Below are 26,703 nucleotides of genomic sequence, written 5' to 3' on the forward strand. Positions count from 1 at the left end.
TGCCGCTGGGAGTTATCCCATGCGCATTGTGGTGTTATCCCATGCGCATTGTTTGGTGGTGGTTGTGTTCCTGCTGCTGGGTCTGTGCCAGCGCCTGCTGCTGGCGCTCCTGGCCGACCACCTCCAGCCGCTGCAGCGATTGCTCCACCGGCGTCTGCACGGCCACATCCGTGGGCATGGAGGCGCGGCGGTGCGCCGGGTCGGCAGGGTCGCCCTGCACCACGAACACATTGCGCCCGGCGGGGCTGTCGGCGGTCTGGTGGCTCAGCAGCACGTGGTCGGCGCGCTCCAGCCCGTGCTGGCGGGCCAGTGCCACCACGCTGGCGGTGAGCCGTTCGCTGTTCTCGTCCGGGGCGCGGCCCTGCCTGGCGTCGATGGCGGCCACCCCTTCGCGTACCTGCTGCACCAGGGCGTAGTCCGCATGGCCCGGGCCGATGTCGGCCAGCCGGGTGGGGGCTTGATGCCTGTCCCCCGGCGCGCCGTCTATCGAGGCCGTGAACGGGCTGCGGGTGATGGTGCGGTACGGGTCATCTTCGTGGAACTGGGTGGCCTTCTGCTGGCGCTCCAGGCGCACCTCGCGGGCGTCGTTGAGTTCGGCAATGCGGCTGGGGTTGGTCTCTTCCCGCATGGAAACGTGGCCGCCGCCGGTGCTGACGTTCGTCCACTTCCGTTCCGACTCGAAGTACATGGCGTAGTAGCTGTTGCCGCCAATGACATTGGGGTTGGTGGCCGAGCGCCCTTCCAGCAGCTGGGTGGCTTCGGTGGCGCCCAGCCTGGCCAGGTACTGGCCGCCTTCCACCACGCCCATCTGGGCGATGGCGTCATAGCCGGTCCTGCCTACGCGGGTTGCGCCCAGATAGTTGTTGTCCAGCATGTTGGTCCAGATCTGCTCGACCTTCTCCGGGCCGCTCTCTTTCAGGGCAGCCTGCAGGAGCACGCGGGGTGTCCAGCAGTTGGGGTCGAGGTTGTGGCGCTCGAACGCGCGGTCGTGCGCGCGCATCACGTCCTTGCCGGGCAGGTTCAGGGCCTTGTCCGGCTGGTTCTGTCCCATCCAGTAATTGCGCAGCTCCAGGTCGCGCTTGAGCAGGGTCTGGCCGAAGGCCTCCCACTGCCGCTCGCTCAGGTCCGCGTTGGGAAACCGAGAGCCATTGTCGTGCTGGCTCCGTGCATGATCCTGCGCGTAGCTGTTTGCCACCCGCCCGGGCAGGCTGTCGTTGCGCACCACGCCCAGCGCCAGCGTTCCGTAGCCATCGGCGCCCGGCAGCTGGGAAAGGTAGTTCCAGTACAGCTCGCGGTTGCCCGCGTCGGCGTAGCTGGTCAGGATTCGGATGTCGTTCTGGGTCAATCCACTCATGTACTAATCCCTGTAAGCGTGGGTTACCTGGCCTTGGTGCGCGCCAGAAGATCCCGCACCGCGTCTTCCATGCGCTTCCAGTCTTTCAGGAAGGCTCGCTTGTAATCGAGGGTGATGGAGAGCTTGTTCTCCACGTCGGTGAAGTAGTGGATGCAGCCAGCGGCAACGGCGCCCTGCTCCTGGATGACCTGGTCACCCTTGAGTTGCACGCCGTCTTCGCGGAACGTGCTGCTGTCGCACTTGATGAACGTGGTGAGGTTGCCGCTGGGGTCGCGTGCCACGTACCAGTCATCCTCGAAACCGGGGTTGCGGGTATGCGGTTTGCCGTAGCGCGTCTGGTAGGCCTTGGAATAAGCCGCCATCTTTGCTTCGTCGATGGCATAGGGAATCAGCCCCATCGTCTCTGGCTGGGCCACACGCAGATCCAGCCGATCCTTGGGGTTGTCCCGCTCGACCGAGCCTTCCGCGGTCACCGCGGTGTTGGACGACAGCCGTTCCAGCGAGGTCTCAATGGGCGCGGTATCGATGTAGTCGATGGACACGGCGATCTCCTTGCGGAAATCATTGGTGCGCGGGTCCACACGCGCGCCGGGGGCGGTGGGATTCATGTCCGGCCACTCGATGACGAGGCTGACGCCGTCGCCGGGCCACGGCGCGATCTGGCTGTCCAGGTAGTTGGCGGGAATGCGGAAGGTATTCGGCCCCAGCTTCACGTCCACCGGTGCATCGGTGTAGGTGTGGCCGTTGAGGGTGCGACCGGTTTCAGTTGCTTCCGACATGTTCGAAGTCCCTTTGTGTTCGGTGGGCGGCGTCCGTGCGCAGGCGCTGGCGCTCAGGGCGACGGCGAGTGCAACTGTCAGGCACCGGCCGGATGACATCACGCTCATGGGCCATTCCATTGCAGTGGTTGGGGTCAACTATAGGGAATGTGGTGTCAACGGGACAGGAGGCGGGCCGCCAACGTCGACATCTTTCGCCACGATGGGGCTGAAAGCATAATCCCCCCCCGCCGCATAAGCGAGGTGGTCTACTCGACCTTGAAGCGGTTCAAAACGTCCCGTACGGCCACTTCCATGGCCTTCCAGTCTTTGAGGAACACACGGTTGTAGTGCAGGCTGATTGAAAGGCTGTTCTCGGTATCCACGATGTAGTGGGTGCAGCTGGCAACCGTCCTTGAATCGGTATTGACCAGCTCCTTGCCCTTGATCTCAAACCCATCTGGACGATGCTTGCGGCTGTCGCACTTGATGAAGGTACTCAGTTGGCCGGCTGGGTCCCGGGCGATATACCAGTCATCTTCATACGCGGGGTTGCGCGGATGCGGATGCCCATACTTTGCTTCGTAGGCGCGCGCATACTCGGTCATCAGCGCATCGTTGATGGCGTAAGGGGTCAGCCCCAGCTGCTCGTTCTGGGCAACACGCAGGTCAAGTCGGCTGGAAGGGTCGTTCCGCTCCAATGAGCCTTCTACCGTGATGGCGTCGTTGCTCACTTGGCGCTGCAGCAGGGTCTCTATCGGCACCCGGTCGATGTGGTCAACCAGAATCCGGATCTCCTTGCGGAAATCATTGGTGCGGGGGTTGGCGCGGGCGCCCGGGGGCGTGGGTGTCATGTCCGGCCACTCGATCACCAAGCTCACGCCCTCGCCGGGCCACGGTGCGATCTGGCTGTCCAGGTAGTTGGCGGGAATGCGGAAGGTATTCGGCCCCAGCTTCACGTCCACCGGTGCATCGGTGTAGGTGTGGCCGTTGAGGGTGCGACCGGTTTCAGTTGCTTCCGACATGTTCGAAATCCCTTTGTGTTCGGTGGGCGGCGTCCGTACGCAGGCGCTGGCGCTCAGGGCGACGGCGAGTGCAACTGTCAGGCACCGGCCGGATGACATCACGCTCATGGGCCATTCCATTGCAGTGGTTGGGGTCAACTATAGGGAATGTGGTGTCAACGGGACAGGAATGGGCGTGCTTGCTGCCGCCCTTCCATGGTATTGAACGGCTGTAGCCGCGATGGCAAAGGGAGTTGGCGCTGTGGTTGGGAGAACCGGAGGTTGGCTGGCGGTTGGCTTGGTCGCCGCAGTGGTGGGCGTTGCGCTGTGGTGGAATGCGCCAGCGACGCAGGGTGGCGCGCCGGGCGGGAAAGCCCAGGTGGCGCCGTCGGCCGTTGCGGCCACGGTGCGCGCCAATGCAACGGAAAGCCGCACCAGCCGAGGCGGGCCTGCTGAAGTAGACCGGGTAAAGACATTCGAGGACCTGAAACAGAGGGCCAAGGCGGGCGATGCCGTGGCCCAGCGCCTGTTGGCCGACACCTATGAAGGCTGCTACTTCGTCAATATTGACCGCGAGCACTTCATGGACAGTCTCGATTTCTATAGGCAGATGATCAGGGCGCCTGCCCAGCTCTCCGTGCTGGAGCAGGTAGCGGCCGAACGTTTCGCCCAATGCGGGGCAGTGGACGGTGGCGCCATCGTGCCGATGCAGCTCGTCACGGGCTGGTACGCGCAGGCGGCCGAGAACGGTGACCTGGCCGCCCGCTTGATGGACAACGCGTTCAAGCAGAAGCGGCTGGATACAGCTGAAGCCGCCGAGCAGCTTGAAGAAGTATTGGGCTCCAATGATCCAGCGGCCGTGTTTGCCTTGGGCAGCACGTTGCACAGCAACTACCCCGCCAGCACAGGCGGCCCGGCGGAGGGCTTGATGACCGGGGAGCACGCAGGCGAGACATGGATGGTGGCTGGCTGCCGGATGGGGTACGACTGCGGGCCCTCGGGCAAACTGATGGGAACGCTGTGCCTGATGCAGAACGCTTGTACGGGTGAGGACTTCGAGGCCTACCTCAAGCGGGCGATGATGAATGAAGCGGAGCGAAGGGACTTGGAGCGTAGGGTGACGGAGATACTTCGGTTGGTTGAGGGGTAGCCCTCCCGCCGCTGTCTACACCATTCCCGCAGGAGCAAGCGAGCCAACGAAACGCCGAGCAAGCGGTAGGAATTCTCCGATGGCCGACCAGCCCGCTGGCATGGCACTCTTTACCCGATGGACCCTGAACGCCGTTGTTTGGGTCCAAACCGGGTCGATGAACGGAAGCACTTAACATGAACCTCTCGCCGCCACCCGTGCCAGGCAAACTCCGTGAACTTCTGAGCGCATATCCCGAACATATCGAGCGGCTGCAGTTGGCCATGGACAGGGCAGCCTCCGAAGCTGGTGCCAGTACGCCTCGGATTGAGCACATTGTGTGGGCGTTGGAAGACTGTCTTGAAGGTTTCGTGGCGTCGGCTCGTGTCGAACTTGATGCTGCCAAGGCCAAAGGCAGTGCCGATGGCATTCGCCACGCCGAAGCAAAGGAAATGCTGATGCTTCGTGCGGCATTGAAGCAGCAATGGATCGGCGATAAGGGCTTGCTTGATTATCTGGAGCGGGAGGAAGACCCCGTGCCGAATCGCAGACAGAGGCAACTAAAGGAAAAATGATGCACATCCTGGCAGAGCTGTTCGTCCCCGCCCGCGCGGTGTAAGGCAGGGCTTGAGCGAAGGGAGCTGGAGCGTAGGGAGACGGAGATACTGAGGTTGATTGAGGGGTAGCCCCGCGCAGCTGCTCACAACAATCCCGCGGGCGCCCGCGGGCCAAAGTCGCTCCAGGCAACCGGTAGGACTTCTCCGATGGCCACCCAGCCCGTTGGCGTGGCACTCTTCACCAATTCAATGGGGGCTGCCTGGAAGGAGTTGCTTGGGCCCACTCCAGATCGAACAGGCTGCCGTGTAGGGATCTACATTCAGAGATGACTCATGCCTCTCCACTTCGAAGCTAAATCGAATTCCTCATTTGATCCCTTCAGCGGTGTCACCATACCGGAGCCTCGCATCCTTCCTGGAAAGCTCCCGGACGGCAGCGCAGTCACGGAGTATCAGTACGCGTTCTATCGGGGCGATGCACGTATCGGCGGCTTGGGCTTCAATGGCCCCGATATGTCCGTTGAAGTCGACGGGATGGCGGAGAGGGTGTTTATCTTCGATCTTGGCCACGATTGGCTGATCAAGTCCATGCTGGAGTTCAAGGAAATCATCGAGAATCAGGATGATGCCTTCACGTTTCTTCGTGGACTCGCGCAAGGGTTGGTGTTGGCGTACGCGGGCCAAACTGACAATGAAGAGAATCTGCGATACATAGCTACTACAACCCCGGTTGCACTGGTTGGAGCGGGTGTACCTGCTTCGGTGGAAACGGCGATGAAGCCGCAGGGCCCCATCGTCCTCGCCGAAGTACGCATTGCCAAACACGCTGGATGAGGGGGTTTTCGGGACGGAGGACGTTATAGAGGCGTCTGGGCAGCGCGAATGGGCATTTACCATCAATTTGAGCTCCGAGTCGACCTTGCGCTCAATGCTTCGCTCCAAAGAGAGCATCGGGAGCACGGATGACGACATCAACTTCATAACAGCGCTCGCAAGAGGTCTTGTGAATGTGTTTGCAGGGCAGGATGACAATACCGATAACCTGTCTTACGTCCCATTTACCTCGGTTGAAGCGCTCTCGGCCTTGGGCCTTCCCGTGCCTGCAAGCGTGCGCGTCATGGCACAAGGGACTGTCGTTCTTGCCGAAGTCCATGTCCCCGCGCACCGGGGCTGAGGGCGGAACGGTGAGCAGTTTCGCGTTTCCACCTGGAGGACGTCAGGCGGGGCGCGCATCTGCCCAATATGGGATTCGGAGTTCCCCGATAGCCCCAAGCAGGGAAGCTGTGACGATCGTGTCTGTCGTACTCTGTGCGGAGATGGTGCGCAGAGCTAAGCGGCAGATGGATATAGTAGATGCGTCGAAAGCGTCGGTGAGCTCCTGCAGAGCTCCCTTCCTCCAACTGCGCCGGCCCCGCTGCTTTGGAGCGGAGGAAGGGCAGGCGACGCCAGAACCGAAACAGACTAAGGAAGAGCGATGTCGATCCACTTCAAGCCCATCGAAAACACCTCATTTGATGAGGGCAGTGGCGTCACCATCTCGCATCCTCGAATTCTTCTAGATGCGCCGCTGAATGGTGTTGCCAGCCTCGAGTACCAATACACGTTCCGCCGAGGCGGGCAGCGGGTGGGTGCCATGGGGTTTTTCGGAACCGAAGTCGCTGCCGAGTTGGAGGGGCAGCGCGGCTTGATCTACACACTCGATCTTCGCCCTGCTGAAGTACTCATGGATATGTTGAAGTTCAAGAGGTTCCTGGACGACACAAGCGACGACTTCGATTTTGTCCGATTCCTGGCACAGGGCTTGGTGATTGTTTTCGCGGGCAAAACTACCAATCCCGAGAGCAGGCGCTATCTGGTCGTCGCTAGCGCCGAAGACCTGGCGCGCGTTGGTGCGCCTGCACCTGCCGGCTACCTGGAGCTGCCTGATGGCAGCATCATCCTCGCTGAGTTGTCTGCTCCTGCGCATGTTGCCTGACGTGAGGCACCATGCCCAGTTCTGTGTTTGACGATTTTGCTCGGACTACCCTCTCTGCCACCACCAATATTGGTGACCAGAGTCCCGTCTCGAATGCTCAGGTTGAATCGGCAGACATGCCCAGTAGCGGCTCTTGGTGAACATAGACCCCTGACCATGGTACTAGTGCCAAGGCCAATGCCGATGGCATTCACCACGCCGAAGCGGAGCAAACGCTCATGCGTCGTACGGCATTGAAGCAGCAATGGATTGGCAGGGGTCTCCTTGATCTCCTGGAGCGGGATGAGGGCCAAGATCAAACCACTGGCGATGCTTAAAGATGTCGCTTGTGCGGGCGTGAAGGTATAAGGGTTTTCCTATGGTTTCATCGCCAGTCGTTATGGCATCCTGAGGTCCTGGACCGGCAGCGTCCGCCAGCTCGTCGGGCACGCGGCGACCCTCCGCGCGCGCTTCGAACAAACGTGATGTCAGCGCTTTGGGGTCCGCGGCCTGATTGGAATGACCGTCACGAGACACAATGGATACTGCAAATGACCGCTTCGCTGCCTCCAATTCCTCAGAGACTTTGCGAGATGCTGAAGGAATACCCGGGTCACCTGGCCAGAATCCATGACGCATTGGCTTCCGTGGCGAAAGTGCCTCAGGTGGCGCCACGCTTCGAGCTGGCCATCTGGGTACTGGAAGATTTGGTGGGCGCTTTCTTCGAGGAGGCAAGGCAGCAGCTTGCTGTGGCAAAGAAGGAGGGTGACTCAGAGCTCGCCTCTAAACTTGAAGCGGAGGAGGCGCTCATGGCGAAGCTTGTCCTTCAGAAGCCTTGGTTTGGTGACAAGGACTTCTCAATCTTTTTTGGGAAGTAGCGTGAGTGTCGAATGGGCGCTGCAAGTGACCAACTGAGCAGCGACGAGCACGCGCGGATACTGAGGGACAAGATACTTCCCGCAAGTGATCTCGAGTCGTTGCAGTCTCATGTTCGGCCAACGGCGATCATCTTGGCCGGCCAACCCGGTGCCGGTAAAGGCGGGTTGAGCGAAGTGGCGAAGGGTGAGCTGTTTCACGATGCCGCCGTGATCGATCCGGATGCGCTTCGCAGATTCCATCCAGACGTCGTTGAATTCCGTAGACAAAACCCTGTTATCTGGTCGGGCCGCACGCATATTGATGCGAGTGCTTGGGCCGATGAGATTCTTGATGTTGCCTCTGCAGCCAGAAAGAACCTAATTCTGGACAAGACCCTTGGGAATGGTGAGCGAGCGGTAGAGCTGATCCGGGGTCTGCAGCAGAAGGGCTACTCCGTTGAGGTTCGCGTAGTTGCGGCGCACAAACTTGAAAGCGAGCTCGGGGTGGACGGCCGTTTCACCCAAAACGTCGATAGGCTTGGTCATGGTCGCCATGTACCCGAGAGTGCCCGCGAGGAAATCTACAACAACATCCCACGCAGCCTTCGTACCGTGCAGGAAGCGACGGACGTTCCCATCATCATCTACAGTCGGGAGGGGCAACGGCTGTTCGATAGTCAAACGGACAATCGCCCGGCGGGCACCGCACTTGAAGAGGAACGCAGCAAGCGGCTTCGAGACCCAGCTGTAACGCAGTACCTGAGGGCCTCTTGGGGCAAGCAGGTGGAGTGGCACGAAGGATTGCCTGTACGCGCCCACGCCATCCCCGGGATGGATCCCGACACTCATGCCAGATTGCTCCAGGAGCAGGCGTCGCAAGGGCTGGTCGATGGCGCGAGGCTTCAAGCTCACGTTGGTGCGACGGTTGACGAGGTGTTTCGTCCTGGTGCTGTGCCGGCGTTGGTCATTCGGGAGCCCCGTGCCCCCAACGTTCTTAGAACTGGCGTTGGCGTGGGAGCAACCGTTGTTGGGTTGGCAGCAAGTGCCTATGACGCCCATGAAACCGGGGAGCGCGTCGGCGCCCTGCTGCAACAGCAGAATCTGCCAGCGGCGCAATCCGAGCTTACCCACTTTGCTGCACGCGGGATCGGCGGCTGGGCTGGTGGGACGTTGGCGGCTGGCATTGTGGGGACCAGCGGTGCAGGACCGGTGGCGCTGGTCGCTGCAGATGCCTACCTTTTCTCCAAGGCATTCGAGAAGGCGGCCACCCTGCGGGACAGCCATGCCATCTATCAACAGAAGGACAAGGCAGGCACGGAGTGGGAGTACAACGGGTACAGTTGGGTGCGGGAAGTTGCGCTTGACCGTACGCAGGATGGAATAGATAACCCCATCAAGCAGGACGTGAGTGCCAACTACGAGAAGGCACGCGAGCTTAATGCGCTGGCAAGCGCCAGAGCCGTGGAACTTGAGCTGGGAAGAGTGCCGGCGCCGCAGGACCCATTCAACATTCCTGCTCGAGCCGATGATCAATACGGACTCGACAACCCCAATTGGCGGCGTGATGCACAGTCCGAGCAGTGGGTGCGACAGGTCAAGACCGGTGTAACCGGCGCCAATGACCGTGGAACCTACGCCCAACAGATTGCCAGCCCGGAGCGCGCTGAAGCGCTGGACCGGGAAGCCATGGCGCGCGTCGAGAGTAACATCGCCAATGGGAAGGAAGCTGTTGCGGCTGCATACCTTGAGAGCCATGCCGCGCTTCGATCTGCCGACTTTGTAGAGGTCCCGCCAGCGGTGGAGTACGCAAGGGCAAAGGCCGACTCCGTGTTCGCGTCAGACGGTCACCTGTACCGATTGAACGACGACGGGCAGTGGATGCATGGGGGTAGTGCGGCCCAAGGCAACCTTGCGCTCGAGTTGAACCTCACGAGACAGATCCGTCAGCCATCGCTTGAGCAGTTCAACGCGCGACTTGCTGAGGCAAGTGCGCGTCCAGCGCCCTCGAACGCCGAGGTTGACCGAAGCGAATTGCTCCATCGGTATCAGAATTACAACGTGCGAGTACCCGAAGAGTGGGTTCCGGCCATCGAGCTTGCGACACAGCGTACTCGCGAGGCCAATGGTCTCACGGGCCGCACGCTCCAGGAACTCCAGCGCGATGGAAATTCGCCGTACAGTGCTGAAAGCGCTGTCGCCCACTACCAAGCCGGTCCGGACGGTGTGGCGCACCGTGTTGCCATGACCAGCGCGGAGGATATCCGCCAAGCGCACCGTGATCTCCAGGAGAGGCAGGAAAAGCCTACGCTCCAGGACACGCCAGAGCTGCGCATCGACGCGCTATCGGCGGACGAGCGTGACGCATATCAGCAGGCGCTGCGGGAGGCCAACCGGCAAGGGGCCTCCACCGATGAGCCCCACAGCTGGCTGCATTGGCGGCGATGCGGGCGGATGGCAGGGACGTCGCTGAAGCGCGCGTACCGGAGCTGCTTGAGAACGAGCCAAGCACTACCAATGAGCCACCTCCCTCGCAGCCATCCCCTCATCTGGCTGCAGCAGCGATAGCGGCTTCTGTCGAGCGCTCCGCGGTCGAGGAGCAGTCCACGGCCCAGCGAGAGCCCCAGACAGCTCAGGGGGCTGAGCAGGGCGCACGTGAGCACGTCGAAGAGCAGCGTACCCAGGAGGCGTTCGCTCGTACTGCCGAGGAAGAGGAGGCCCGGCGCGAAGCGTCCGTGGCCGAGCCACAAGCTCACACGGCGCCCACTTCACCCGACATCGCCTCGACACCGATACAGCCGGTGCCTGAGCCCGAACCTGTCGCACGGCCACCGGTGGAAGTCCCTGACCTCGCTGCGACGGTCGCAGAAGCGAAGGCAGAGCAGCAGGTAACCCCCGAAGCGGTGCCGGAGACTGTTATCCGCGTGGATGCCAGCCAGCCTGAGATCGGGGAGCAGGCTGAGACGTCCGAGCTCCCGAGCATGGAGGATGCAGCGTCAACACAGCACCCACTGAGGGATGAAGTTTCGCTCGACGATCCTGTTACAGAGGCGCCGCCGAGAGACGTGGTTGAGCAGGTGGTGGTGGCCGAGCAACCGGATGCCGTTCTGTTGAAAGAACCCGCGAACGACGTCATCGCGAATCAGGCTGTGCCGGAGCAACAGCCGGAGCCAGAACCAGAGCCTGCCATGGAGCGGGTGGCGCAGCCCGCTGATGAGCAGGAACCTTGGACACCCCCCAACCCCGAGCACCCCGACCACGCCCTCTACCAGCAGATCCGCGAGGGCGTAGCGAAGCTGGACGAGGCCCACGGCCGCAGCTACGACCAGACCAGCGAGCGCCTCACCGGCAGCCTGATGGTGCTGGCCAAGAGCAACGGCCTGGACAGCGTGGACCACGTGGTGCTCAGCCAACCCACGGAAAGCCAACCCGGCGGCCAGAACGTCTTCGTGGTCCAGGGCGTGCTGGACAACCCCGGCCACCAACGCGCCGGCATGCCAACGGCGCAGGCAGTGAAGACCCCGTTCGAAGAGTCTCTTGAGCAGTTTGACGTTGCGGCGTTCGAGCAGGAACAGCGCGCCGCGCAACTGGCAACGCAGCAGCAGGAAGAAGATCAGCGCGTGCAGCAGGAGATGCAGGTTGCGGCGGCAAGCATGGGCTACTGACTGCGCTCAGCTGTTCAGCGCCAGCCCCATCGGCGGCCACAGCGGGTTCATCCGGTCCAGGTCGTAGTCATTGCCAAATGCCAGCGCTGCCTCACGCGGCTCCAGGTCGTAGTAGCTCACCAGCAGCTGCTCATCCATCCCGGCGTCGCTGTGGTTGATGGCATACAGCCCGAGCATGGCCTGGTCGAACTCTTCCAGCCAATCAAGGTCGATCTTGTTCATGTTGATCCTCCGAAGCGGATCGCAGGATCGCGCAGGGGCGTCTCATGGCGTGGGACGGAGGAATCCCGCCGCCGGCCACCCCTGTTAAGATGTCGGGGCCAGCCAGCCTTCCCACGTCATTCGACCGTGTGGTTGGCCGCTCCTCCCAGCGGCCACGCGAGCCAGGATCCTTCCTCTGCCTCTCACAAGGACGCTCGCATGCACCCTCGTTCCCTGTTCCGTTCGGCCGCCCTGGCGCTGGCCGTCAGCCTGACCCTTGGCGCCCCGTCTGCCTTTGCCGCTGAAAAGGCCGCCACCACCGCCGCCGCTTCCTCCGTGCAGCGCGCCGCCGTGGCCCAGGGCCTGTACGAGCTGGCATTCAGCCCCACCCAGAACGCGCTGTTCGTGGCCTCTTCGGGCGGCTTCGGCGATGCCGCCGGCCCGGCCCAGGTGCTGCGCCTGAATCCGGATTCGCTGACCGTTGAGGCGAAGATCCCGCTGGAGCGCAAAGCCTTCGGCGTGGTGCTCGATGACGCCCACAACCGCCTGTACGTGGGCAACACCGTGGACACCTCGGTGACCGTGGTCGACACCGCCTCCAACAAGGCCGTGGGAATCGTGCAGCTGATGGAGAAGAAGGTCGGCAAGGACGGCAAGGCCGGCTACACCCACGACCTGCGCGAGCTGGTGGTGGATTCCCCGAACAATCGCCTGTACGTGACCGGCCACTCCGGCGAAGGCAGCGTGCTGTTCGTAGTGGATACCCAGTCGCTGAAGCTCATCAACACCATTCCGGGCCTGGGCAACGCCAAGGCGCCGGGCTTGACCCTGGATGCGGCCAACAAGCGCGTGCTCACCTCCAACCTGCTGGGTGAAGTGGTCACCGTGGGCACCGACACCGGCAAGGTGGAGCAGCGCTTCAAGGTCAGCGCCGAGCAGCCGATGAACCTGGCGCTGGACCCGAGCGGCAAGCGCCTGTTCGTGACCGACCAGGGCCTGGAGATGATCCGCAAGTACCAGGGCAGCAGCATTCCGGGCTTCGTCTCCAAGCACCCGGGCCAGCGCGTGCTGGTGCTGGACCCCACCACCGGCAAGGAACTGGCCAGCATCGCCACCGACGCCGGCCCGCTGGGCCTGCTGCTGGATGCACCGCGCAAGCGCCTGTACGTGACCAACCGCGAAGCGGGCACGGTGACTGCGTATGACAGCGAGAGCTACAAGCAGGTGGGCACCTATGACGTGCCGACCCACCCGAACAGCCTGGCACTGGATGCGAAGAAGAACGTCCTGTACGTGACCATCAAGAATGGGGATAAGGACGAGAAGGGAAGTGAGGAGTCTGTGGCGCGGATTGCGCTGTAAGGCGTGATAGGGAGTGTTGCCCGGCGTAGCTGATGGACGTCGGGCAACTTCGTTCGTGAAGAACGCAGGCGGAATGATCCAGCCTGCCCGTTGATGAAAGCGAGTGTCGTAACATGAATTTTCACCGTAACGCTGGTCGTGTTACAGCGAAATTTCATGTTACGCAGGCGGCGCGGACTGACACGTGCCAAGCGTTCTGGTAGCAGCGCAGTAGGCAGCATTGCCGAAGGGACTATGGGGCTTCCTCGACGCCGCGACATGCAGGTTGCGCCATCAACCAACTGCGCGCAGCCGATTCTGCCTCTACCCCATCCTCCACTGCGACATCCGGCTCCAGCTTTCCGCCGTCGCCTTTCAATTTCCTGTCGACCGATACCGATACAGTAAGCAGCAACCTGCTGCCGTCAGGAAGTGGAGTTGGCACGTTGGCCGTGGAATAGCCGGCCGTCTTCTTACCGAAGCTGCGAGTGGCCGGGCGACCCCTGAAGGCCAATGCCAGTGCTTCCCCGGAACTTGCCGTTCTGGGCCCGAACAAGACGGCTATCGGCGGGGCGGGCTGCCGCAGAACATAAGCCGCAGAATCCAGGCGCACGGGTGAGCGATCTCCGAGCAGGACCTGCCCGGATTCGATACTCCAGGTCTGATGCTCCGCGCCACGGACGAATGCGCCGATGACCTCGCGATGCTTCGGGTCTGTGGACAACAGGGGTGCAATGCCGGCCAGCATGGGCCACATGTTGCCGCCGCCGTTTTGCCTGAGGTCCACGATCCAGCCGCAGGGGCGGCGCTGGTCCTCGCTCCGGAGCCACGACTGCAGCATCCGTGCGAAGGCCTGACGCCGCTGACGTGTGAGTTCTCGCGGCGCTGAAGGGTTGTCCAGGAAAGGCGGTACGCGGATCCAGCCGATGGGGTCGTTTGCATCCTCAGGACCACGCGTCGGCCCGGGCGGATCTGCTTCCGCATTGCGCTGACGAACCTGTTGGCTGCTGGCAGATCGCGGCTTCTCCTCAGCAGCGCCGGGCACCGCCTGTGTGCGGATCCAGCGGCCGTGGTTGGCTGTGCTGCGGGCGATCAGTTCGGTGACGATCTTGTCGGCTTCGTCCGTACTGCTGGCCTGCGTGAGCTGCCGGCGTGCTGCAGGCCAATCGATCTGGTCGCTGTGGAGCGCGCGTTGTTCGAGCAGCTGGAGGATGGTCTCGCGTACGTCTGGCGTTCCCTTTGCGCGCGAAGACGGGGCGGCCAGGGTTGGGAATATGCAGGCTGCGGTTAGTGCTGTTGTGGTGAGTAGTACTGCTAATCCTTTAGCTTTTGCCACCTGAGGTCTCCGTGGTTGCCTGGGGTGCGGCGCCTTCGTTGCGGGTCATGCCGTAATCGGTTGTTGCACGGTTACGTGCAGTCGACTGGGGTGCGACCCTACCGTGGTGCGGCCTGGTTCGAAGGCGCCGCGGTGCTCTTTGCTTCGATGTTACGGCGAAATGGTCAGGCGTTCACATCCACCACCAGTCGCCCACGCACCTTGCCTTCCAGGAATGCCGGGAACACGTCCAGCACCTTTTCCAGCCCGATCACTTCAACGGTGCTGGCCAGCTTGCCCAGGTCCAGGTCGGTCGCGAGCCGCTTCCACGCTTCAGCACGCACGGCATGCGGTGCCTGCACCGAGTCGATACCGGCCAGGGTGACGTTGCGCAGGATGAAGGGCAGCACAGAGGTGGGCAGGTCGGTACCCTGCGCCAGCCCGGCGGCCGCCACCACGCCCCGGTATTTCGTCTGCGCCAGGGCATTGGCCAGCGTGTGGCTGCCGGCGACATCCACCACGCCGGCCCAGCGCTCGGCATCCAGCGGGAGGGTGCGCGGCTCGGCCAGCGTGGCGCGGTCGATGATCTCGTCGGCGCCCAGGTCCTTGAGGTACTGCGCATGTTCGGGTCGGCCGGTGGACGCCACCGTGCGGTAGCCCAGCTTGGAGAGAATGGCCAAGGCGATGGAGCCTACGCCACCGTTGGCACCCGTCACCAGGATGTCGCCGTGCTCGGGCTTCACGCCGCCGTGTTCCAGCGCAAGAACGCACAGCATGGCGGTGTAGCCTGCCGTGCCGATCGCCATGGCGTCTTTGCTGCTGATGCCGTCAGGCAACTTCACCAGCCACTCGCCGGGAACGCGCGCGCGCTGCGCCAGCCCGCCGTGGTGGGTCTGGCTGAGGCCGTAACCGTTGAGCACGACGCGGTCGCCTTGGCGAAAGCCGGCATTGCCCGATTCCAGCACGGTGCCGGCCAGGTCGATGCCGGGAATGAGCGGGAACGTACGGATCACTGGCGAGGCGTTGGTCATCGCCAGTGAGTCTTTGTAGTTCAGGGTGGAGTAGTCCACCTGCACGAGCACATTGCCTTCGTGCAGGTCGGCTTCGTCAAAGGCCACCAGCTGGGTGGAGACCTGGCCGTTTTCTTTCGTGGCCAGCAGGGCATTGAATTTCATGGGCATCGATCACCTCTGGGGACATGACCTGCATGCTATGGTCGCACCGTGGTTGCCACAAGAACTATGCTTTCCCATAGGTACTATGATTTTCAGGAGTATCCCGTAATGGCGCGGCGCGTATATGGCAAAACCGGCTGCAGCGTGGAGGCCACGCTGTCGGTCATCGGCGGCACGTGGAAGCCGGTGATCCTGTTCTACCTGGTGTCACGCACCCGGCGATTCATGGAGCTGACCCGGCTCATCCCCAACGCCACCCAATCGATGTTGACCAGCCAGCTCCGCGAGCTGGAGGCCGATGGCGTGGTAGTGCGGCATGTGTACCCCGAGGTGCCGCCGAAGGTGGAGTACAGGCTTTCGGAACTGGGCCGGACACTGGTGCCGGTGCTGTTGGCGATGCGGGATTGGGGGGATTCGTACAAGAAGACCCAGGAGACCGCTGAAGAGGCGTGAAGGCGCTCGTTACCAGGAAGAGAATTGACCATGAAGCTTTGGGCAACAAGATCGATGCTGATGGGCGCCGCGACGCTGTTCGTCATTGCCGGCCTCGCCGCGTGCGGGCGGGAAGCGCAAACCGCCAAGCCCCATGTGCAAGCCAACAAGGAGAGCGCTGCGATGCGAACGGAGGTTCCTCTTACCCGGCCCATTGCCTTGGACAAGGCAGGCGAGGTGGTGAATGTGGAGTTTGAGCTTCCACCGCCAGGTCGGAATGCGTCACCCATGTTGATGCTTGGGTTCCGCACCTTGAGCCAGAATGCGGACGCAGATATCGCGCTGGCCAGCCGGGTGCTTCAAGCAGACCTTCAGGCAAAGGTACGCCTTCTCCGCGTGACCGAAGGTTCCATCGCGGCTGTTCCTCTCAGCAGGCCCACTGGGGAGCCGGGCGAATGGATGGCGCTACCGCCCGACGGGGCGGTGCCCGGTGTCACTGTGACCAGTGTGGATACGTCGCTGCTTGAGGAGGCAGGCTTGCTGAACTCGACGCACGTTGAAACGTACTTCCAGTTTGCAGCTGCAGAGCACATCGCACCGGGTCACTATCGGCTGACTGTTGAGCTGATGAGTGACCACCCCGAGTTTCAGGGCCAGAACGCAGAGTTGGTGGTTGCCTACTTCAAGCGGGGGAAGTAACTGATGAGCAGGGAAGCTCCCTACACCGTTACCGTCTACGTCGCAGCTCCCGGAACGCCGCTGCGCGCTGGTGGCACCTCTGCTGCCGGGCACATGTACCTGGTTGTTGAACATGGCAAAGAACGTGTCAGCGCAAGCCTGAATGTGCTCGCCAAGGAAAATGGGCTATCGCGCGTGGACCACGTAATGCTCAGTGAGCGCACCCCAAACGCGACGGCAGCTGAAAACATCTTCGTCGTGCAGGGCGAGCGCAACGACCCAGCACATCTGCGCGCTTCCATGCCCACCGCGCAGGCCGCCCAGACCCCGGTTGAAGCTTCGCTGGAACGTGGCGAGCAGTTGGCCAACGCCAACCAGCAGACCCAGCAGCTGGCGGCGCAGGCCGAACAGACGCAATCGCAGGAGCGTGAGGCTGCCGTGCGGCGAATGGGGTGATGCTTACCCGTTACATCCGCTTCCGCACATACCGCGCCCGCCCTTCGCCATGCACCACACTCAGCGCGTTCACGTGCCCGCGCGCATTCAGATAGAAGTCCACCTGCAGCCTATCGATATTCGGTGAAACGTACCGGTTCGGGCCACGCCCACCCGCACTTCGTCATTGGCGACCGAGTGCTTCACGAGATCCTTAGAAAGCCCGTCGTACGCTCGCTGCAGGCCTCACACCGTGAGGCGGCCGGTGCGCTCGCGCTGGACGGGGAACAGGTTGTAAGGAAGGCGACTTCACGCATGGCCAGCGGTCATGCGTAGTCAGCCGTCCTCCATTCTGGAGCCTGTCATGAATGATGTTCTTGCCAAACACAAGCGCGTGAACCTGCATGTTGAAGACACCGGCGGCGATGGTCGCCCGGTGGTGTTGGTGCACGATTGGCCACTTACCCTGGATCAGTGGAAGCTGCAGGTTCCCTCACTGCGCAGCGCCGGCTACCGCGTCATTTCCTATGACCGGCGAGGTTTCGGGCGATCGGAGAAGCCGAGCGAGGGCTACAGCTACGATGAAACAGCCGCTGACCTGGCCGCGTTGATCGTGGACATGCAGCTCACCAACGTCAGCCTCGTTGGCTTCGGCATGGGAGCGGCCGAAGCAGCGCGGGCCGAGGTGCTATTAGGCGGGGAAGGCATCAGACGCCTGATGCTGGTTTCGACCGTGACGCCATTCATGCTCAGATCCGATACGAACCCGAACGGGTGGCTGCAATCTTCGGAATACGTGCGCATGTTGCAGGCGCTCGGCGACGATCGCAGCGCGTTCTTTACTTCATTGATGGAGGACCATCACAGCGTCAACGGAGAATTGAAGATCACCTTGGACCAGCTTGAAGAGCTCGTTCGAATGTGCGAGACGTCCGACCAAACTGCCGCCATGAGATGCCTGGAATCGGTCTGTACGACCGACCACCGGTCCGAACTTGCCGTAGTCGGAGCACCTGCAACGATCCTGCACGGCACGGCAGATGAATTCGCGCCAGTTCAGAACGCAGCGCTTGGAACCCGGTGGGCCATGAAAAGCGGCTTGGTTGCCCTTATCACAGGTGCGCCGCATGGCCTGAACATCACCAATGCAGATGAGTTCAATGAAGCATTGTTGCGGCTTCTTCCGGAGTAGCGGGGCCAACGGTCAAGGCAAGGTCATAAAACGCGTGCACTTTGTGCACAATGTGTAAGTTCAAAGCAAAGAAATGCTCACGTCATGTCCGCATCAGCCGATTAGCATGGGCCATCCATTGGCGAATCTGGAGCTATCCATGACTGCAACACGCGTACGTCTACACGTTGAAGACACCGGCGGCACCGGTCGCCCGGTTGTGCTGATCCACGGCTGGCCGCTGTCGGCCGAATCCTGGCGTGCCCAGGTGCCGGTGCTGAAGGCCGCGGGCTACCGCGTGGTGGCCTATGACCGCCGTGGCTTCGGCCGTTCGGAAAAGCCGGCCGATGGCTATGAGTACGACACGCTGGCCGACGACCTTGCCGGGGTGCTGGAGCAGCTGGACCTGCAGGATGCGACGCTGGTGGGCTTCTCGATGGGCGGCGGCGAAGTTGCGCGCTACATCGCTCGCCACGGGGAACAGCGCCTTCGCAGCGTGGTATTCGCTGCGGCGGTGCCGCCCTACATGCTTAAGACCGCCGACAACCCGGACGGCCCGCTGGCCGAAGAAAAAGCCGAGCAGATGCGGATGGGGCTGGAGAACCACCGTGACGAGTTCTTCGACGGGTTCACCAAGGATTTCTTCAGCGCCAATGGCGAGTTGAAGGTCACTGAAAAGCAGCGCCAGGAAGCAATCGAGCTGTGCAAGCAGTCTGATCAGACGGCGGCGCTGGGCTGCATGAAGGCGTTTGGCACCACCGATTTCCGCGAGGACCTGAAGAAGGTTACGGTGCCCACGCTGGTGCTGCATGGTGACAGCGACGGCACGGTGCCGTATGAAGGCTCGGGCCGCCGTACGCATGAGGCGATTCGAGGTAGCGAGGTGGTGCTGCTGAAGGATGCGCCGCATGGGTGTAATGCCAGCCATGCCGAGCAGTTCAATGCAGCGTTGGTTGCGTTCCTGGCGCGGTGAGGTAGGCCGGGTTGCAAAGATAGCGTGGGACACGCGTGGCGTGTCGCTACGGGGGGCGGGGCGCGTTTGGCGTGTTCCCGCCTTCTCCTTTTGTGGGGTGATTGAATGCGCAAGAGCACTACGCCGCCTTGGGAGAAGCCCAATCCCAAGGGGAAGAAAGGGCAGCCGTTGTCGGCGTCGCAGAAGGCGGCGGCGCGGCAGCGTGCTGAAGAGAACGGGCGGGCGTACCCGAATCTGGTCGACAACATGTGGGCGAAGAAGCTCCCACGCGGCGACTAAAACACGTCACCCGGGGACTGAAAAACGCCATGCGGGGACCAAGTCGCGTAGCGACACGCCATGCGTGTCAGCTTTCCGTTCCGGCACCGCGAAGCCAGGCGGGCCTGGCTCTACGACGGTGGTCTTTCCTCAGGCGCGTAGCGCGTCTTTCGCGGCGCTCAATGCCTGGTCGGCCCGAAGGAAAACAGCGGTAGTGGCTTCGCCAGTGCTGGTGGACGCGGCGCCCAGCAGCAGCGGGCTGCCCAAGCTTTGGCTCGTTTCACGGGCCACCTGCTGCAATTTCTCCACGGTATCGTCCACGTGGTCGCTGCCGAGCACGGCGATGAACTCACCGCTGCCGGTCACGCGGTTGATGCTGTCCCCACGCTCTGGTTGCAGGCAATGTTCCAGCGCTTGGTCCAGCTGCTGCAGCTGGCGGTCCAGGGTGCGCTCGCCGAGGCGCTGGGCCAGCTCGGACAGGTCCTGCAGCTCCAGGATCACCACGGTATAGGCGCCGGCAGCGTCCGGGGCAACGGCGGTTTCTTCCGCAACGCCCTGGTCCAGGATGGCGGCCACCTGCTGCTCGCGTTCGCGGCCGCGGCTTTCCATCAGGGTCATGGTCAGCCGGGCCAATGCCTGCAGGGCTTCGCGCTGGGTCGTGTTTAGCTCGCGTGGGTTGACGTCCACCACGCACACGCTGCCCACGGCGGCGCCATCTTCGGTGACCAGCGGCATGCCTGCGTAGAAGCGGGCGCCCAGGTCCTTCAGCACGGGGTTGTCGGCAAAGCGGGCGTCCTGGTTGAGGTCGCCCACTTCCATCAGCTGGGTCGGCTGGCGGATGGCGTGGTCGCACACGGCCACGTTGCGCTCGGTCTGCACGCCTTCCAGGCCGGTGCGGGCCTTGAACCACTGGCGGTCACGGTCGATCAGGGTGACCAGCGCCATCGGGGTGCCGCAGACGGCGGCAGCGACTTTGACGATATCGTCGTAGGCCGGTTCGGGCAGGCTGCCCACGATGTGCAGCGCATCCAGGGCGCGCTGGCGTTCGGTTTCATCGAAGGCGACAGGAGTGCTCGGGGTCATGCAGGTACCTGGGACGTGGAACGAAACCGTAGCGTAGGTCAGCGGACCCGCGCCGGGGTTAAGCGCGGGTAGAGGCGTGGCCGCCGGTTCACCTGCGCGTCGGCCGGGATCAGCGCTTGACCGCCAGCACCCCGTCGAGGGCCAGTTCGGCCTTGAAGCCGGCCTTTTCCAGGCGCTTGGCGACCTCGCGCGGCACATCGCGGCCGCTGGTGAGCTTGTTGGGCGCGCCGGTGTAATGGAACATGCGCCCGCCCTTGCGGATCACCCGCGCCAGCTGGTCGTAGAACACCTGCGAGTACAGCTCGCCGGCGATGCCGAAGCGCGGCGGGTCATGCAGGATGGCGTCCACCGAGCTGCTTTCCAGCCCCTCGATCGCCTGCGATACATCGGCGTGGGTCAGCGATAGGCGGCCACCACTGCTGGCCGCTTCCGGGTCGGGCGACCACGGGTTGAGCGTGCGCAGCCACAGCACATCCGGATTCTTCTCGAACGACTGGATGCGGGTGACCCCGGCCTCCAGGCAGCAGGCAGCGAAGTAACCCAGCCCGCCGCAGGTATCGAGCACGGTCTTGCCTGCCGGGGCCACCAGCGCCACCTTGCGGCGCGCATCCTCGTAAGGCGAAACCTGCGCGCTGGGCAGCATCTTGATGCCGTCGATCTCGAAGGTCGGCGCGTCCCACTCGGTGGGCACCAGCTTGATCAGCGCCGAGCCGAACCGGGATACCGCCAGGAATTCCTCGCCATCCCAGTAGTACAGGGTGCGGTCCTTGGTCTTGCCCGGGTAGGCGTAGGTTTCACCCTTCCACTGCCAGCTCTCGGCGCCCAGCGTGGCGGTACCGCTGGAGCGTGCCAGATCGAGGGAGCCGGTCCACTCGGTCGCACCGGCATCGCGGGCGCGAACCAGGGCTTCGGCGAGGGGGCGGGTGAGCAGGGGGCCGGTGTAGTGCGTCACGGGATCAGGGCGGACCGTGCTGCAGGGCAGCCGGCCGACGGGCAGGAAGGGGTGGGCATCGTAACCGAGATGGCCGCCGGGCTGGTTCACGCAGGCGGCGCCGGTGGGTGTTCCGTGCTGCGGCCGCAGCTCCAGCCGCCGTAAGTACCGGGGCCGCTGGAGGTTGAGTCTTCGGGGTACATCTGGTGGAACCAGCAGTAGGTGGCGTGGTACATCCGCGTGGCGCGGGACTGACGCGCGTACTGGTAGGTGAAGGAGCCGTCCTCGTTGGGAATGAGGACCTGCTCTACCGGGGCCTTACCGCCGTTGAAGTCGTCCCACAGGGCGGTACGGATGATGACGTGGGTACCGTCGTCGGAGAATCCGGGGCGGTCGTGGTAGCCGGGCGGGAACTGCTCGGAACGGTTGCTGGCAAGCAGGAACAGAAGCACGGAGAACATGGGAGAGGCTGCGCGTTGGGCCGAGGTGAGGGCACTGTGTCCCGGTCGATCGGACCGTCGCCGTGCACTGCGTCGCAGAGCCGGAACTGGAGCGATTGACAGGTTCAATACTGTGCGGCGCGTCGCCTGCGGACGGGTCTAGAATGACAGCATGCCAATCTTCAACCGCGTCGTTCTGCGCTTCCTCGGGTGCACGCCTGCCGTGCTGCTGGTGGCGTGCACGGTACCGGGCAGCGGGCCGCCGCCGGCTGCGATAGACAACGTGCGCTCGGTGGAGATCCAGTACCAGTACAGCGGCTGGAGCCGCGCCGACGAAGTACACCGGCTGCAGCGCAGCGGTGGCCAACGTGCGTTTACCCGTACCTCGAAAGTGGAAACGGCAGAGGGAGTGGAAACCACGCAGGCCACGGTGCCGGCGCAGCGGGTGGGCGAGCTGGTGTGGGCGCTGTCGGCAGCACCCTGGCCGCGCGAACGGGCGATGCAGGTGATGGCGCGTCGGGTGCGCCCGCTCGGGATGCTGGAACGCTCAGCGCCCGGCGCGAGCCGCAACGTACCTGCGTGTACCGCCGAAAACATCCGCAATCGGATGTTCGACCTCATGAAGGGGAGCGCGTTGCGAGCGCAGCTGGATACGTACTACACGCAGATGGAATGGACCGACGACTACCCCATGATGCGCGTGGTCATCCGTTTCCGCGACGCGCCCGATCAGGTCATTTCGTCGCGATCGCAGAAGCTGCAGATGCTGCCGTGGACCTTGGGTGACCTGCCGGAAGTGGATGTCCCCTCAACGCCGCGCAGTTGGTCGGTGCCGGTGAGCGATGCCCTGCGGCGTCTGCTGCCGCCTGCTTCGCTGGCGGCGAAGCGCTTGGGCGAAGAGAACGCCCTGATGCTGGGCGAGCAGATCAGGCACGCAGCTCAAGTGGCATGTGAAAGCGAACTGGGACCGCCACGCGCCGCATCCTGACCGCGGGCCGGGCGGCGCACTGACGCCTGCGCGCGGGCTGCCCCGATCGTTCGAGCTCGCGCAGATTTGCACACTGCGCGCATGGCTACTGAAACCCCCTCCTGGCAACCCGGCAGCGCGTACTTCTTCAGCGCGCATCTTCGTGATCGCTACAGCCGCCTGCTGGTGGAGCACGCGCAGTTACTGCGGCTGGCATTCCGGATAGCGCAGCAGGCGCGGCCGTTCCGGATCAATGCGATCGTGGTGCTGCCCGATCATCTGCACGGCGTGTGGACGCTGCCGGATGGGGACGAAGAGGGCCACCGGCGATGGCTGCAGATCCAGGCCGTGTTCGACCGCCAGCTGCCGGGTCATCCACCGCGTGCGATGGTGCGCCGTGACCGCACGGTTCGGCCGCTATGGCACTCCGACTTCCGTGAGCGACGGTTGGTCGATGCCGATGACGTGCAGCGCCACATCGCTTACGTACACAGCTATCCCGTGCAGAACGGGTTCGTTCGCGAGGCCTGCGAGTGGCCCTACAGTTCCATCCACCGCCGTTGTGCCAGGGAGGGCGGGCCATGCTGAAGTACGGGCGGACCGTGCCGCGCGGCGTGCGCTGGATGGTGGGTGGGCGACTCGGATGGCTGGCGCGTCCCGTGCGCAGGGACGCGCGCCGCCGTATGCCGCTACCGGGGGTGGCCGTGCAACGGGGTCGTACGTGGCGTTGGGCGGGTCGGCCGTACAGGGGAGCGGGAGCACGGCGGCATACGCGCCGCTACGTGCGTAAGTCACCCCGGGGTTTGGTGCGGTGGGGATCCGCACCGACGAGGAAACCCCGGCGGCAATTGCATATCCGTGGTTCGCCGCAGGGCGGCGCCTTGGGTGAGGCGCTCAAGGGCAGGTCACCTGGAACACCGGGCCGGCGCCGATCAGCACCAGCGCCATGTAGTCGCTGTCCTTGTCCTTGCCCTTGAGGGTGGCGCCGGGATTGAAGTGAAAGATGCCGAAGCCGCCCGTCGGACGCACCAGCGCCTTGTCGATCTGGTCGGCATCATCCTTGAAGAAGCGAGCGATATCGGCGCGCGAGGAGAGCTGCAGCGGCGTGGTGTCGCGCTGCCATTGCTCGTCGCGGTTGAAGGAAACGAAGTACTGCCCCTGCTGCTGTTCGATGCGGAACTCGGCCGGCTTGCGGGGGTGGGTGGCAAAGCAGCCCAGCAGCGGGTCGGAAGAGAACATCCCGGCGGCATTGTCGCGGTCGCCGCAGGCTGAGAGCAGCAGCAGGCCGGGCAGCAGAAGCATGAACGGTAATGTGCGCATGGCGGATCCCCCCCAGGGACAGGTTTGCGGGCATCGTGAACTTTTACCTGCGCAGGCGGTGTGTACGCGTTGCGTTGGGTGTACGGTTGGAGAGACCTACGGAGCACGTACATGCCGCAACCGACTTCCCAGCCGCTGCACACCCGTGTCGATTCCCGCGCCTCTGGCCAGCGCTGGCCGCTGCTCGGCACCGCCAGTTGGCTGGTAGCCCCGGTGATCCTGACGGCGGCCTACGCAGTGGCGCAGGCATCACCTGAAATGGGGCGTCTGCTGGTCGGAAGTGCCGGAGTAGCGGTGGGCGTACTGGCGTCGTCGGTACTGGGCCTGCTGCTGACCATCGGCTCGCGCGTACGTCGCGAGAGCTGGCCATGGGTGGGCATTGTGGGCGCCATCATCAGCGCCTTGCCGCTGCTCCTGTTCCTCGCAGGAATGTTGCTCCGCCTGTAACGCCAAGCATGCGGCGTTGCCCCATGCAGGTTCAATGACGGTGGCGGCGCCAGGCGTTCCAGATGTGGGTGCTGGCGAGGAGCAGGCTGCCGGTTACCGTCATCGGCGTCTCCGCTTCGTGGCTCGGCCACCCGGCTGCGCCCGCCAGAAGCAAAAGCAGACCGGCGGTTGCACTGATGATCGCCACGGCCGGCAGCGGTTGCTTGCGGTGGGCGCGCCATAGCGCGAAGCCGGTGGTCGGGGCGGCGATGGCCACGAACACGATGTGTACCCACTCCGCTTCAGCCCACACCCCCATCAGCGGCAGGGCGGCGGCGAGCAGCGGCAGGGCCAGGCAGTGCAGCAGGCACAGGCTGGAAAGGGCGATGGCGCCGGCGTCGAGCAGGGCGTTGGTGGTCTTCATGGGGGAAGGGTCTGGAACGATTGGTGTTATATAGTAACATTTCAATCCACGTCCAGGCTTTCGCCACCATGACGGCCTCTGCCATCCCTTTCGACTCCCGCCTGCCGGTTGCCTGGGCGCGTGCTTGAGGTACGCGACTACAGCAGCTTCAACTGCCACCCCTCCTCGCCGGCATCCAGATGATGGGTCAGCTGCACGGCATCCAGCAGTGCCTGGTCGTGCGAGACGATCACTACGCTGCCGCGGTACTGATTGAGCATCTGCTCCAGCGCGGCCAGCGAGGCCAGGTCCAGGTGGTTGCCCGGCTCGTCGAGCAGCAGTAGCTGCGGCGGGACGTCCGCATACAGCACGGCGGCCAGCGCGGCCTTGACCCGTTCGCCACCGCTCAGGCTGGCCAGCGGGCGCAGGCTGCGCTCGGCATCCAGGCCGAGCAGGGCCAGCTGGGTGCGCAGGGGGCCCTCGCTGGCCATCGGGTTCGCGCGCTGCAACAGCTGCAGCGCGGAATCCTGCGCGGGAAGCGCGGACAACGTCTGGTCAAGCAGGGCGATGCCAGCCGCGCGCTTGACCTCGCCACCAAGCGGCGCCACCTCACCGGCCAGCACCCGCAGCAGGGTGGACTTGCCACTGCCGTTGCGGCCGCGCACGCCGATGCGGTCGCCGCGCTGGAGATGCAGGGTGATGCGCCGCCAAGGCGCCTCCACCCATGGCAGGTGCACGTTGGCAAGCGTGGCGACCTGTTGCGGACCGGGCGCGGCCAGGCTGGGCCCGAGCATTGCAATCTGGACGGCCTCATCAACCCCCGCTGCCGCCTCCCGTACCCGGTTGTCGGCCGCTGCGCGCCGTTCAAGCTGCTGCGCCTGCAGCCGGCCGGCGCTGTGCTCGGCGCGGTTCTTCATGCCGCCCAGCAGGATGGGGGCCTGGTTGGCGGTGCGGGCATCGCGCTGGGCGCGTGATTGGCGGTGTTCCTGCCGCTCGCGCTGTTCGCGTAGTGCGGCCTGCTCCTGCCGGCGCTCGCGCTTGCGCAGGGCAAGCTCGGCTTCGGCGCTGGCCTGTTCGGCCTGCTTCTGCGCGGCATACAGGTCGTAGTTGCCGCCGTAGCTGCGCAACCCGCTGGGCGTGAGTTCGACAATGCGCTGCATCTCCCGCAGCAACGCGCGGTCGTGGCTGATGACGATCAGGCCGCCACGCCACTGCGCCAGCGCCTCGATCAGCCGGGTTCGATGTGCGCTGTCGAGGTGGTTGCTGGGCTCGTCCAGCACCAGTGCATCCGCGTCTGAGAGCAGGGCACCGGCCAACGCCACCTGCATGGCCTGGCCGCCGCTGAGCGTGGCGGCCGGTTGCGCGGGATCCAGTTCGGGCAGGCCAAGCCGCTGCCATTGCGCCTGCAACTGCTCGCGCAGGGTCCAGCGTTCGCCCACCACGGCGAAGTCGTGCGGGTCCACGCTGCCGGCTTCGATCCGGTCCAGTGCATCCAACTGCGGGGCGACGCCGGCCAGGTCGACGATGCGGCCGGGCAGCACGCCACTGTGCTGGGCAAGCAGGTGCACGTGGCCTTGCCGCTGGATGTGCCCGCTGCTGGGCTGGAGCTGCCCGGCCAGCAGGCGGCCGAGCACGCTCTTGCCCACGCCGTTGCGACCCACCAGGCCGGTAGGGGTGGTATCGAACGAGGCAGAAAGTTCAGGGAACAGCACCCGGCCATCGGGCAGGGTGAATGTCACGCGGTCGAGCGTGAGGGTGAATGCGGTCATGCGACCTCCAGCAATGCCAAGGACTCCCCCTGCGAACAGGCGGGAAGGAGACTGGCCGTCAAACGACGGCGGCATTACTGGCGCATGCAGGCACACCTCATGACGGGGAC

General features: G+C 63.8%; 29 protein-coding genes. 17 read left to right on the forward strand and 12 right to left on the reverse strand.

The window, feature by feature from the left end; genetic code table 11:
• Positions 1-34 precede the first annotated feature (34 nt).
• From BAY15_RS03035 to BAY15_RS03045, 3 genes are all read right to left on the reverse strand, one after another.
• Positions 35-1,354, reverse strand: coding sequence for a Smlt3024 family type IV secretion system effector (locus tag BAY15_RS03035; RefSeq protein ID WP_068848868.1), 1,320 nt, complete (start codon positions 1,352-1,354; stop codon positions 35-37).
• A gap of 23 nt (positions 1,355-1,377) precedes the next feature.
• Complete coding sequence (locus BAY15_RS03040) at positions 1,378-2,241, reverse strand: Smlt3025 familytype IV secretion system inhibitor (protein ID WP_068854523.1); 864 nt, start codon at positions 2,239-2,241, stop codon at positions 1,378-1,380.
• Between the two features lie 140 nt (positions 2,242-2,381).
• Entirely contained in the window at positions 2,382-3,245 is an 864-nt protein-coding gene (locus BAY15_RS03045) for a Smlt3025 familytype IV secretion system inhibitor (protein ID WP_068854524.1), read from the reverse strand.
• A gap of 169 nt (positions 3,246-3,414) precedes the next feature.
• Here BAY15_RS03045 and BAY15_RS03050 point away from each other — a divergent pair, with 169 nt between their 5' ends.
• The 7 genes from BAY15_RS03050 (at position 3,415) to BAY15_RS18765 (ending at position 11,275) form a co-directional block, all read left to right on the forward strand.
• Positions 3,415-4,266 (forward strand): hypothetical protein, encoded by an 852-nt coding sequence (locus BAY15_RS03050; RefSeq protein WP_157771680.1) that lies wholly within the window; start codon positions 3,415-3,417, stop codon positions 4,264-4,266.
• 176 nt (positions 4,267-4,442) lie between these two features.
• Positions 4,443-4,820 carry a hypothetical protein gene (locus BAY15_RS03055; protein WP_157771681.1) on the forward strand — a complete coding sequence of 126 codons (378 nt, stop codon included), beginning with the start codon at positions 4,443-4,445 and terminating at the stop codon, positions 4,818-4,820.
• 315 nt (positions 4,821-5,135) lie between these two features.
• Positions 5,136-5,636 (forward strand): hypothetical protein, encoded by a 501-nt coding sequence (locus BAY15_RS03060; protein WP_068848874.1) that lies wholly within the window; start codon positions 5,136-5,138, stop codon positions 5,634-5,636.
• 640 nt (positions 5,637-6,276) lie between these two features.
• Positions 6,277-6,777: a hypothetical protein gene (locus BAY15_RS03070; RefSeq protein WP_068848878.1), complete on the forward strand. Its 501-nt coding sequence runs from the start codon at positions 6,277-6,279 to the stop codon at positions 6,775-6,777.
• Between the two features lie 530 nt (positions 6,778-7,307).
• Complete coding sequence (locus BAY15_RS03075; RefSeq protein WP_157771682.1) at positions 7,308-7,634, forward strand: hypothetical protein; 327 nt, start codon at positions 7,308-7,310, stop codon at positions 7,632-7,634.
• A gap of 132 nt (positions 7,635-7,766) precedes the next feature.
• Positions 7,767-10,178: a zeta toxin family protein gene (locus tag BAY15_RS18760; RefSeq protein WP_157771683.1), complete on the forward strand. Its 2,412-nt coding sequence runs from the start codon at positions 7,767-7,769 to the stop codon at positions 10,176-10,178.
• Between the two features lie 233 nt (positions 10,179-10,411).
• Positions 10,412-11,275 carry an XVIPCD domain-containing protein gene (locus tag BAY15_RS18765; protein WP_157771684.1) on the forward strand — a complete coding sequence of 288 codons (864 nt, stop codon included), beginning with the start codon at positions 10,412-10,414 and terminating at the stop codon, positions 11,273-11,275.
• Positions 11,276-11,281: 6 nt separating this feature from the next.
• Here the strand turns inward: BAY15_RS18765 and BAY15_RS03095 are convergent, their stop codons facing one another.
• Positions 11,282-11,497 carry a hypothetical protein gene (locus BAY15_RS03095; protein WP_083214053.1) on the reverse strand — a complete coding sequence of 72 codons (216 nt, stop codon included), beginning with the start codon at positions 11,495-11,497 and terminating at the stop codon, positions 11,282-11,284.
• Positions 11,498-11,695: 198 nt separating this feature from the next.
• Between BAY15_RS03095 and BAY15_RS03100 the strand changes: the two genes are divergently transcribed.
• Positions 11,696-12,838 (forward strand): YncE family protein, encoded by a 1,143-nt coding sequence (locus BAY15_RS03100; RefSeq protein WP_068848890.1) that lies wholly within the window; start codon positions 11,696-11,698, stop codon positions 12,836-12,838.
• A gap of 232 nt (positions 12,839-13,070) precedes the next feature.
• Here the strand turns inward: BAY15_RS03100 and BAY15_RS03105 are convergent, their stop codons facing one another.
• Complete coding sequence (locus BAY15_RS03105; protein ID WP_083214054.1) at positions 13,071-14,153, reverse strand: S41 family peptidase; 1,083 nt, start codon at positions 14,151-14,153, stop codon at positions 13,071-13,073.
• A gap of 164 nt (positions 14,154-14,317) precedes the next feature.
• A complete protein-coding gene (locus tag BAY15_RS03110; protein WP_068848892.1) occupies positions 14,318-15,307 on the reverse strand; it encodes an MDR family oxidoreductase in 990 nt (329 codons plus the stop codon).
• 108 nt (positions 15,308-15,415) lie between these two features.
• Here BAY15_RS03110 and BAY15_RS03115 point away from each other — a divergent pair, with 108 nt between their 5' ends.
• From BAY15_RS03115 to BAY15_RS19330, 6 genes are all read left to right on the forward strand, one after another.
• Complete coding sequence (locus BAY15_RS03115; protein WP_068848894.1) at positions 15,416-15,760, forward strand: winged helix-turn-helix transcriptional regulator; 345 nt, start codon at positions 15,416-15,418, stop codon at positions 15,758-15,760.
• A gap of 24 nt (positions 15,761-15,784) precedes the next feature.
• The gene (locus tag BAY15_RS03120; RefSeq protein WP_157771685.1) at positions 15,785-16,438 is read left to right on the forward strand and encodes a hypothetical protein; all 654 of its coding nucleotides are present in this window, start codon (positions 15,785-15,787) and stop codon (positions 16,436-16,438) included.
• Between the two features lie 3 nt (positions 16,439-16,441).
• The gene (locus BAY15_RS19495) at positions 16,442-16,873 is read left to right on the forward strand and encodes an XVIPCD domain-containing protein (protein WP_237334310.1); all 432 of its coding nucleotides are present in this window, start codon (positions 16,442-16,444) and stop codon (positions 16,871-16,873) included.
• A gap of 343 nt (positions 16,874-17,216) precedes the next feature.
• Positions 17,217-18,044, forward strand: a complete 828-nt coding sequence (locus BAY15_RS03130; RefSeq protein ID WP_068854527.1) for an alpha/beta fold hydrolase — start codon at positions 17,217-17,219, stop codon at positions 18,042-18,044.
• A gap of 139 nt (positions 18,045-18,183) precedes the next feature.
• Complete coding sequence (locus tag BAY15_RS03135) at positions 18,184-18,996, forward strand: alpha/beta fold hydrolase (protein WP_068848900.1); 813 nt, start codon at positions 18,184-18,186, stop codon at positions 18,994-18,996.
• A 105-nt stretch (positions 18,997-19,101) separates the two neighbouring features.
• Positions 19,102-19,275 carry a hypothetical protein gene (locus tag BAY15_RS19330; RefSeq protein WP_099047382.1) on the forward strand — a complete coding sequence of 58 codons (174 nt, stop codon included), beginning with the start codon at positions 19,102-19,104 and terminating at the stop codon, positions 19,273-19,275.
• Between the two features lie 129 nt (positions 19,276-19,404).
• On the opposite strand, the gene BAY15_RS03140 is transcribed toward BAY15_RS19330, so the two are convergent.
• The 3 genes from BAY15_RS03140 to BAY15_RS03150 all read right to left on the reverse strand — a co-directional run bounded on the left by BAY15_RS03140 (position 19,405) and on the right by BAY15_RS03150 (position 21,729).
• Positions 19,405-20,337, reverse strand: coding sequence for a GAF domain-containing protein (locus BAY15_RS03140; RefSeq protein WP_068848902.1), 933 nt, complete (start codon positions 20,335-20,337; stop codon positions 19,405-19,407).
• Between the two features lie 109 nt (positions 20,338-20,446).
• Positions 20,447-21,289 carry a class I SAM-dependent methyltransferase gene (locus BAY15_RS03145; RefSeq protein WP_068854528.1) on the reverse strand — a complete coding sequence of 281 codons (843 nt, stop codon included), beginning with the start codon at positions 21,287-21,289 and terminating at the stop codon, positions 20,447-20,449.
• Positions 21,290-21,375: 86 nt separating this feature from the next.
• On the reverse strand, positions 21,376-21,729 hold the full coding sequence (locus tag BAY15_RS03150) for a hypothetical protein (RefSeq protein ID WP_068848904.1): 354 nt from the start codon (positions 21,727-21,729) through the stop codon (positions 21,376-21,378).
• A gap of 151 nt (positions 21,730-21,880) precedes the next feature.
• On the opposite strand from BAY15_RS03150, the gene BAY15_RS03155 reads away from it, so the two are divergent.
• Together BAY15_RS03155 and BAY15_RS18770 are read left to right on the forward strand one after the other, a co-directional pair.
• Positions 21,881-22,696 carry a hypothetical protein gene (locus BAY15_RS03155; RefSeq protein ID WP_068848905.1) on the forward strand — a complete coding sequence of 272 codons (816 nt, stop codon included), beginning with the start codon at positions 21,881-21,883 and terminating at the stop codon, positions 22,694-22,696.
• Positions 22,697-22,777: 81 nt separating this feature from the next.
• Positions 22,778-23,263, forward strand: a complete 486-nt coding sequence (locus BAY15_RS18770) for an REP-associated tyrosine transposase (protein ID WP_083214056.1) — start codon at positions 22,778-22,780, stop codon at positions 23,261-23,263.
• A gap of 306 nt (positions 23,264-23,569) precedes the next feature.
• Here the strand turns inward: BAY15_RS18770 and BAY15_RS03160 are convergent, their stop codons facing one another.
• Positions 23,570-23,995: a hypothetical protein gene (locus tag BAY15_RS03160; protein ID WP_068848907.1), complete on the reverse strand. Its 426-nt coding sequence runs from the start codon at positions 23,993-23,995 to the stop codon at positions 23,570-23,572.
• A 111-nt stretch (positions 23,996-24,106) separates the two neighbouring features.
• On the opposite strand from BAY15_RS03160, the gene BAY15_RS19500 reads away from it, so the two are divergent.
• Positions 24,107-24,442, forward strand: coding sequence for a hypothetical protein (locus tag BAY15_RS19500; protein ID WP_068848909.1), 336 nt, complete (start codon positions 24,107-24,109; stop codon positions 24,440-24,442).
• A 31-nt stretch (positions 24,443-24,473) separates the two neighbouring features.
• Here BAY15_RS19500 and BAY15_RS03170 read toward each other — a convergent pair whose 3' ends face one another.
• Positions 24,474-24,845 carry a MerC domain-containing protein gene (locus BAY15_RS03170; protein WP_068848910.1) on the reverse strand — a complete coding sequence of 124 codons (372 nt, stop codon included), beginning with the start codon at positions 24,843-24,845 and terminating at the stop codon, positions 24,474-24,476.
• Positions 24,846-24,982: 137 nt separating this feature from the next.
• The gene (locus tag BAY15_RS03175; protein ID WP_068848912.1) at positions 24,983-26,593 is read right to left on the reverse strand and encodes an ABC-F family ATP-binding cassette domain-containing protein; all 1,611 of its coding nucleotides are present in this window, start codon (positions 26,591-26,593) and stop codon (positions 24,983-24,985) included.
• Between the last annotated feature and the right edge of the window lie 110 nt (positions 26,594-26,703).

This window comes from Stenotrophomonas rhizophila (assembly GCF_001704155.1).
Lineage (GTDB): Bacteria > Pseudomonadota > Gammaproteobacteria > Xanthomonadales > Xanthomonadaceae > Stenotrophomonas > Stenotrophomonas rhizophila_A.

Excerpts from the sequence above, each read along its gene's own strand:
- BAY15_RS03035 (WP_068848868.1), bottom strand. The coding sequence starts at position 1,354 with ATGAGTGGATTGACCCAGAACGACATCCGAATCCTGACCAGCTACGCC.
- BAY15_RS03040 (WP_068854523.1), bottom strand. The coding sequence starts at position 2,241 with ATGAGCGTGATGTCATCCGGCCGGTGCCTGACAGTTGCACTCGCCGTC.
- BAY15_RS03045 (WP_068854524.1), bottom strand. The coding sequence starts at position 3,245 with ATGAGCGTGATGTCATCCGGCCGGTGCCTGACAGTTGCACTCGCCGTC.
- BAY15_RS03055 (WP_157771681.1), top strand. The coding sequence starts at position 4,443 with ATGAACCTCTCGCCGCCACCCGTGCCAGGCAAACTCCGTGAACTTCTG.
- BAY15_RS03060 (WP_068848874.1), top strand. The coding sequence starts at position 5,136 with ATGCCTCTCCACTTCGAAGCTAAATCGAATTCCTCATTTGATCCCTTC.
- BAY15_RS03070 (WP_068848878.1), top strand. The coding sequence starts at position 6,277 with ATGTCGATCCACTTCAAGCCCATCGAAAACACCTCATTTGATGAGGGC.
- BAY15_RS03075 (WP_157771682.1), top strand. The coding sequence starts at position 7,308 with ATGACCGCTTCGCTGCCTCCAATTCCTCAGAGACTTTGCGAGATGCTG.
- BAY15_RS03095 (WP_083214053.1), bottom strand. The coding sequence starts at position 11,497 with ATGAACAAGATCGACCTTGATTGGCTGGAAGAGTTCGACCAGGCCATG.
- BAY15_RS03100 (WP_068848890.1), top strand. The coding sequence starts at position 11,696 with ATGCACCCTCGTTCCCTGTTCCGTTCGGCCGCCCTGGCGCTGGCCGTC.
- BAY15_RS03110 (WP_068848892.1), bottom strand. The coding sequence starts at position 15,307 with ATGAAATTCAATGCCCTGCTGGCCACGAAAGAAAACGGCCAGGTCTCC.
- BAY15_RS03115 (WP_068848894.1), top strand. The coding sequence starts at position 15,416 with ATGGCGCGGCGCGTATATGGCAAAACCGGCTGCAGCGTGGAGGCCACG.
- BAY15_RS19495 (WP_237334310.1), top strand. The coding sequence starts at position 16,442 with ATGAGCAGGGAAGCTCCCTACACCGTTACCGTCTACGTCGCAGCTCCC.
- BAY15_RS03130 (WP_068854527.1), top strand. The coding sequence starts at position 17,217 with ATGAATGATGTTCTTGCCAAACACAAGCGCGTGAACCTGCATGTTGAA.
- BAY15_RS03135 (WP_068848900.1), top strand. The coding sequence starts at position 18,184 with ATGACTGCAACACGCGTACGTCTACACGTTGAAGACACCGGCGGCACC.
- BAY15_RS19330 (WP_099047382.1), top strand. The coding sequence starts at position 19,102 with ATGCGCAAGAGCACTACGCCGCCTTGGGAGAAGCCCAATCCCAAGGGG.
- BAY15_RS03140 (WP_068848902.1), bottom strand. The coding sequence starts at position 20,337 with ATGACCCCGAGCACTCCTGTCGCCTTCGATGAAACCGAACGCCAGCGC.
- BAY15_RS03150 (WP_068848904.1), bottom strand. The coding sequence starts at position 21,729 with ATGTTCTCCGTGCTTCTGTTCCTGCTTGCCAGCAACCGTTCCGAGCAG.
- BAY15_RS03155 (WP_068848905.1), top strand. The coding sequence starts at position 21,881 with ATGCCAATCTTCAACCGCGTCGTTCTGCGCTTCCTCGGGTGCACGCCT.
- BAY15_RS18770 (WP_083214056.1), top strand. The coding sequence starts at position 22,778 with ATGGCTACTGAAACCCCCTCCTGGCAACCCGGCAGCGCGTACTTCTTC.
- BAY15_RS03160 (WP_068848907.1), bottom strand. The coding sequence starts at position 23,995 with ATGCGCACATTACCGTTCATGCTTCTGCTGCCCGGCCTGCTGCTGCTC.
- BAY15_RS19500 (WP_068848909.1), top strand. The coding sequence starts at position 24,107 with ATGCCGCAACCGACTTCCCAGCCGCTGCACACCCGTGTCGATTCCCGC.
- BAY15_RS03170 (WP_068848910.1), bottom strand. The coding sequence starts at position 24,845 with ATGAAGACCACCAACGCCCTGCTCGACGCCGGCGCCATCGCCCTTTCC.
- BAY15_RS03175 (WP_068848912.1), bottom strand. The coding sequence starts at position 26,593 with ATGACCGCATTCACCCTCACGCTCGACCGCGTGACATTCACCCTGCCC.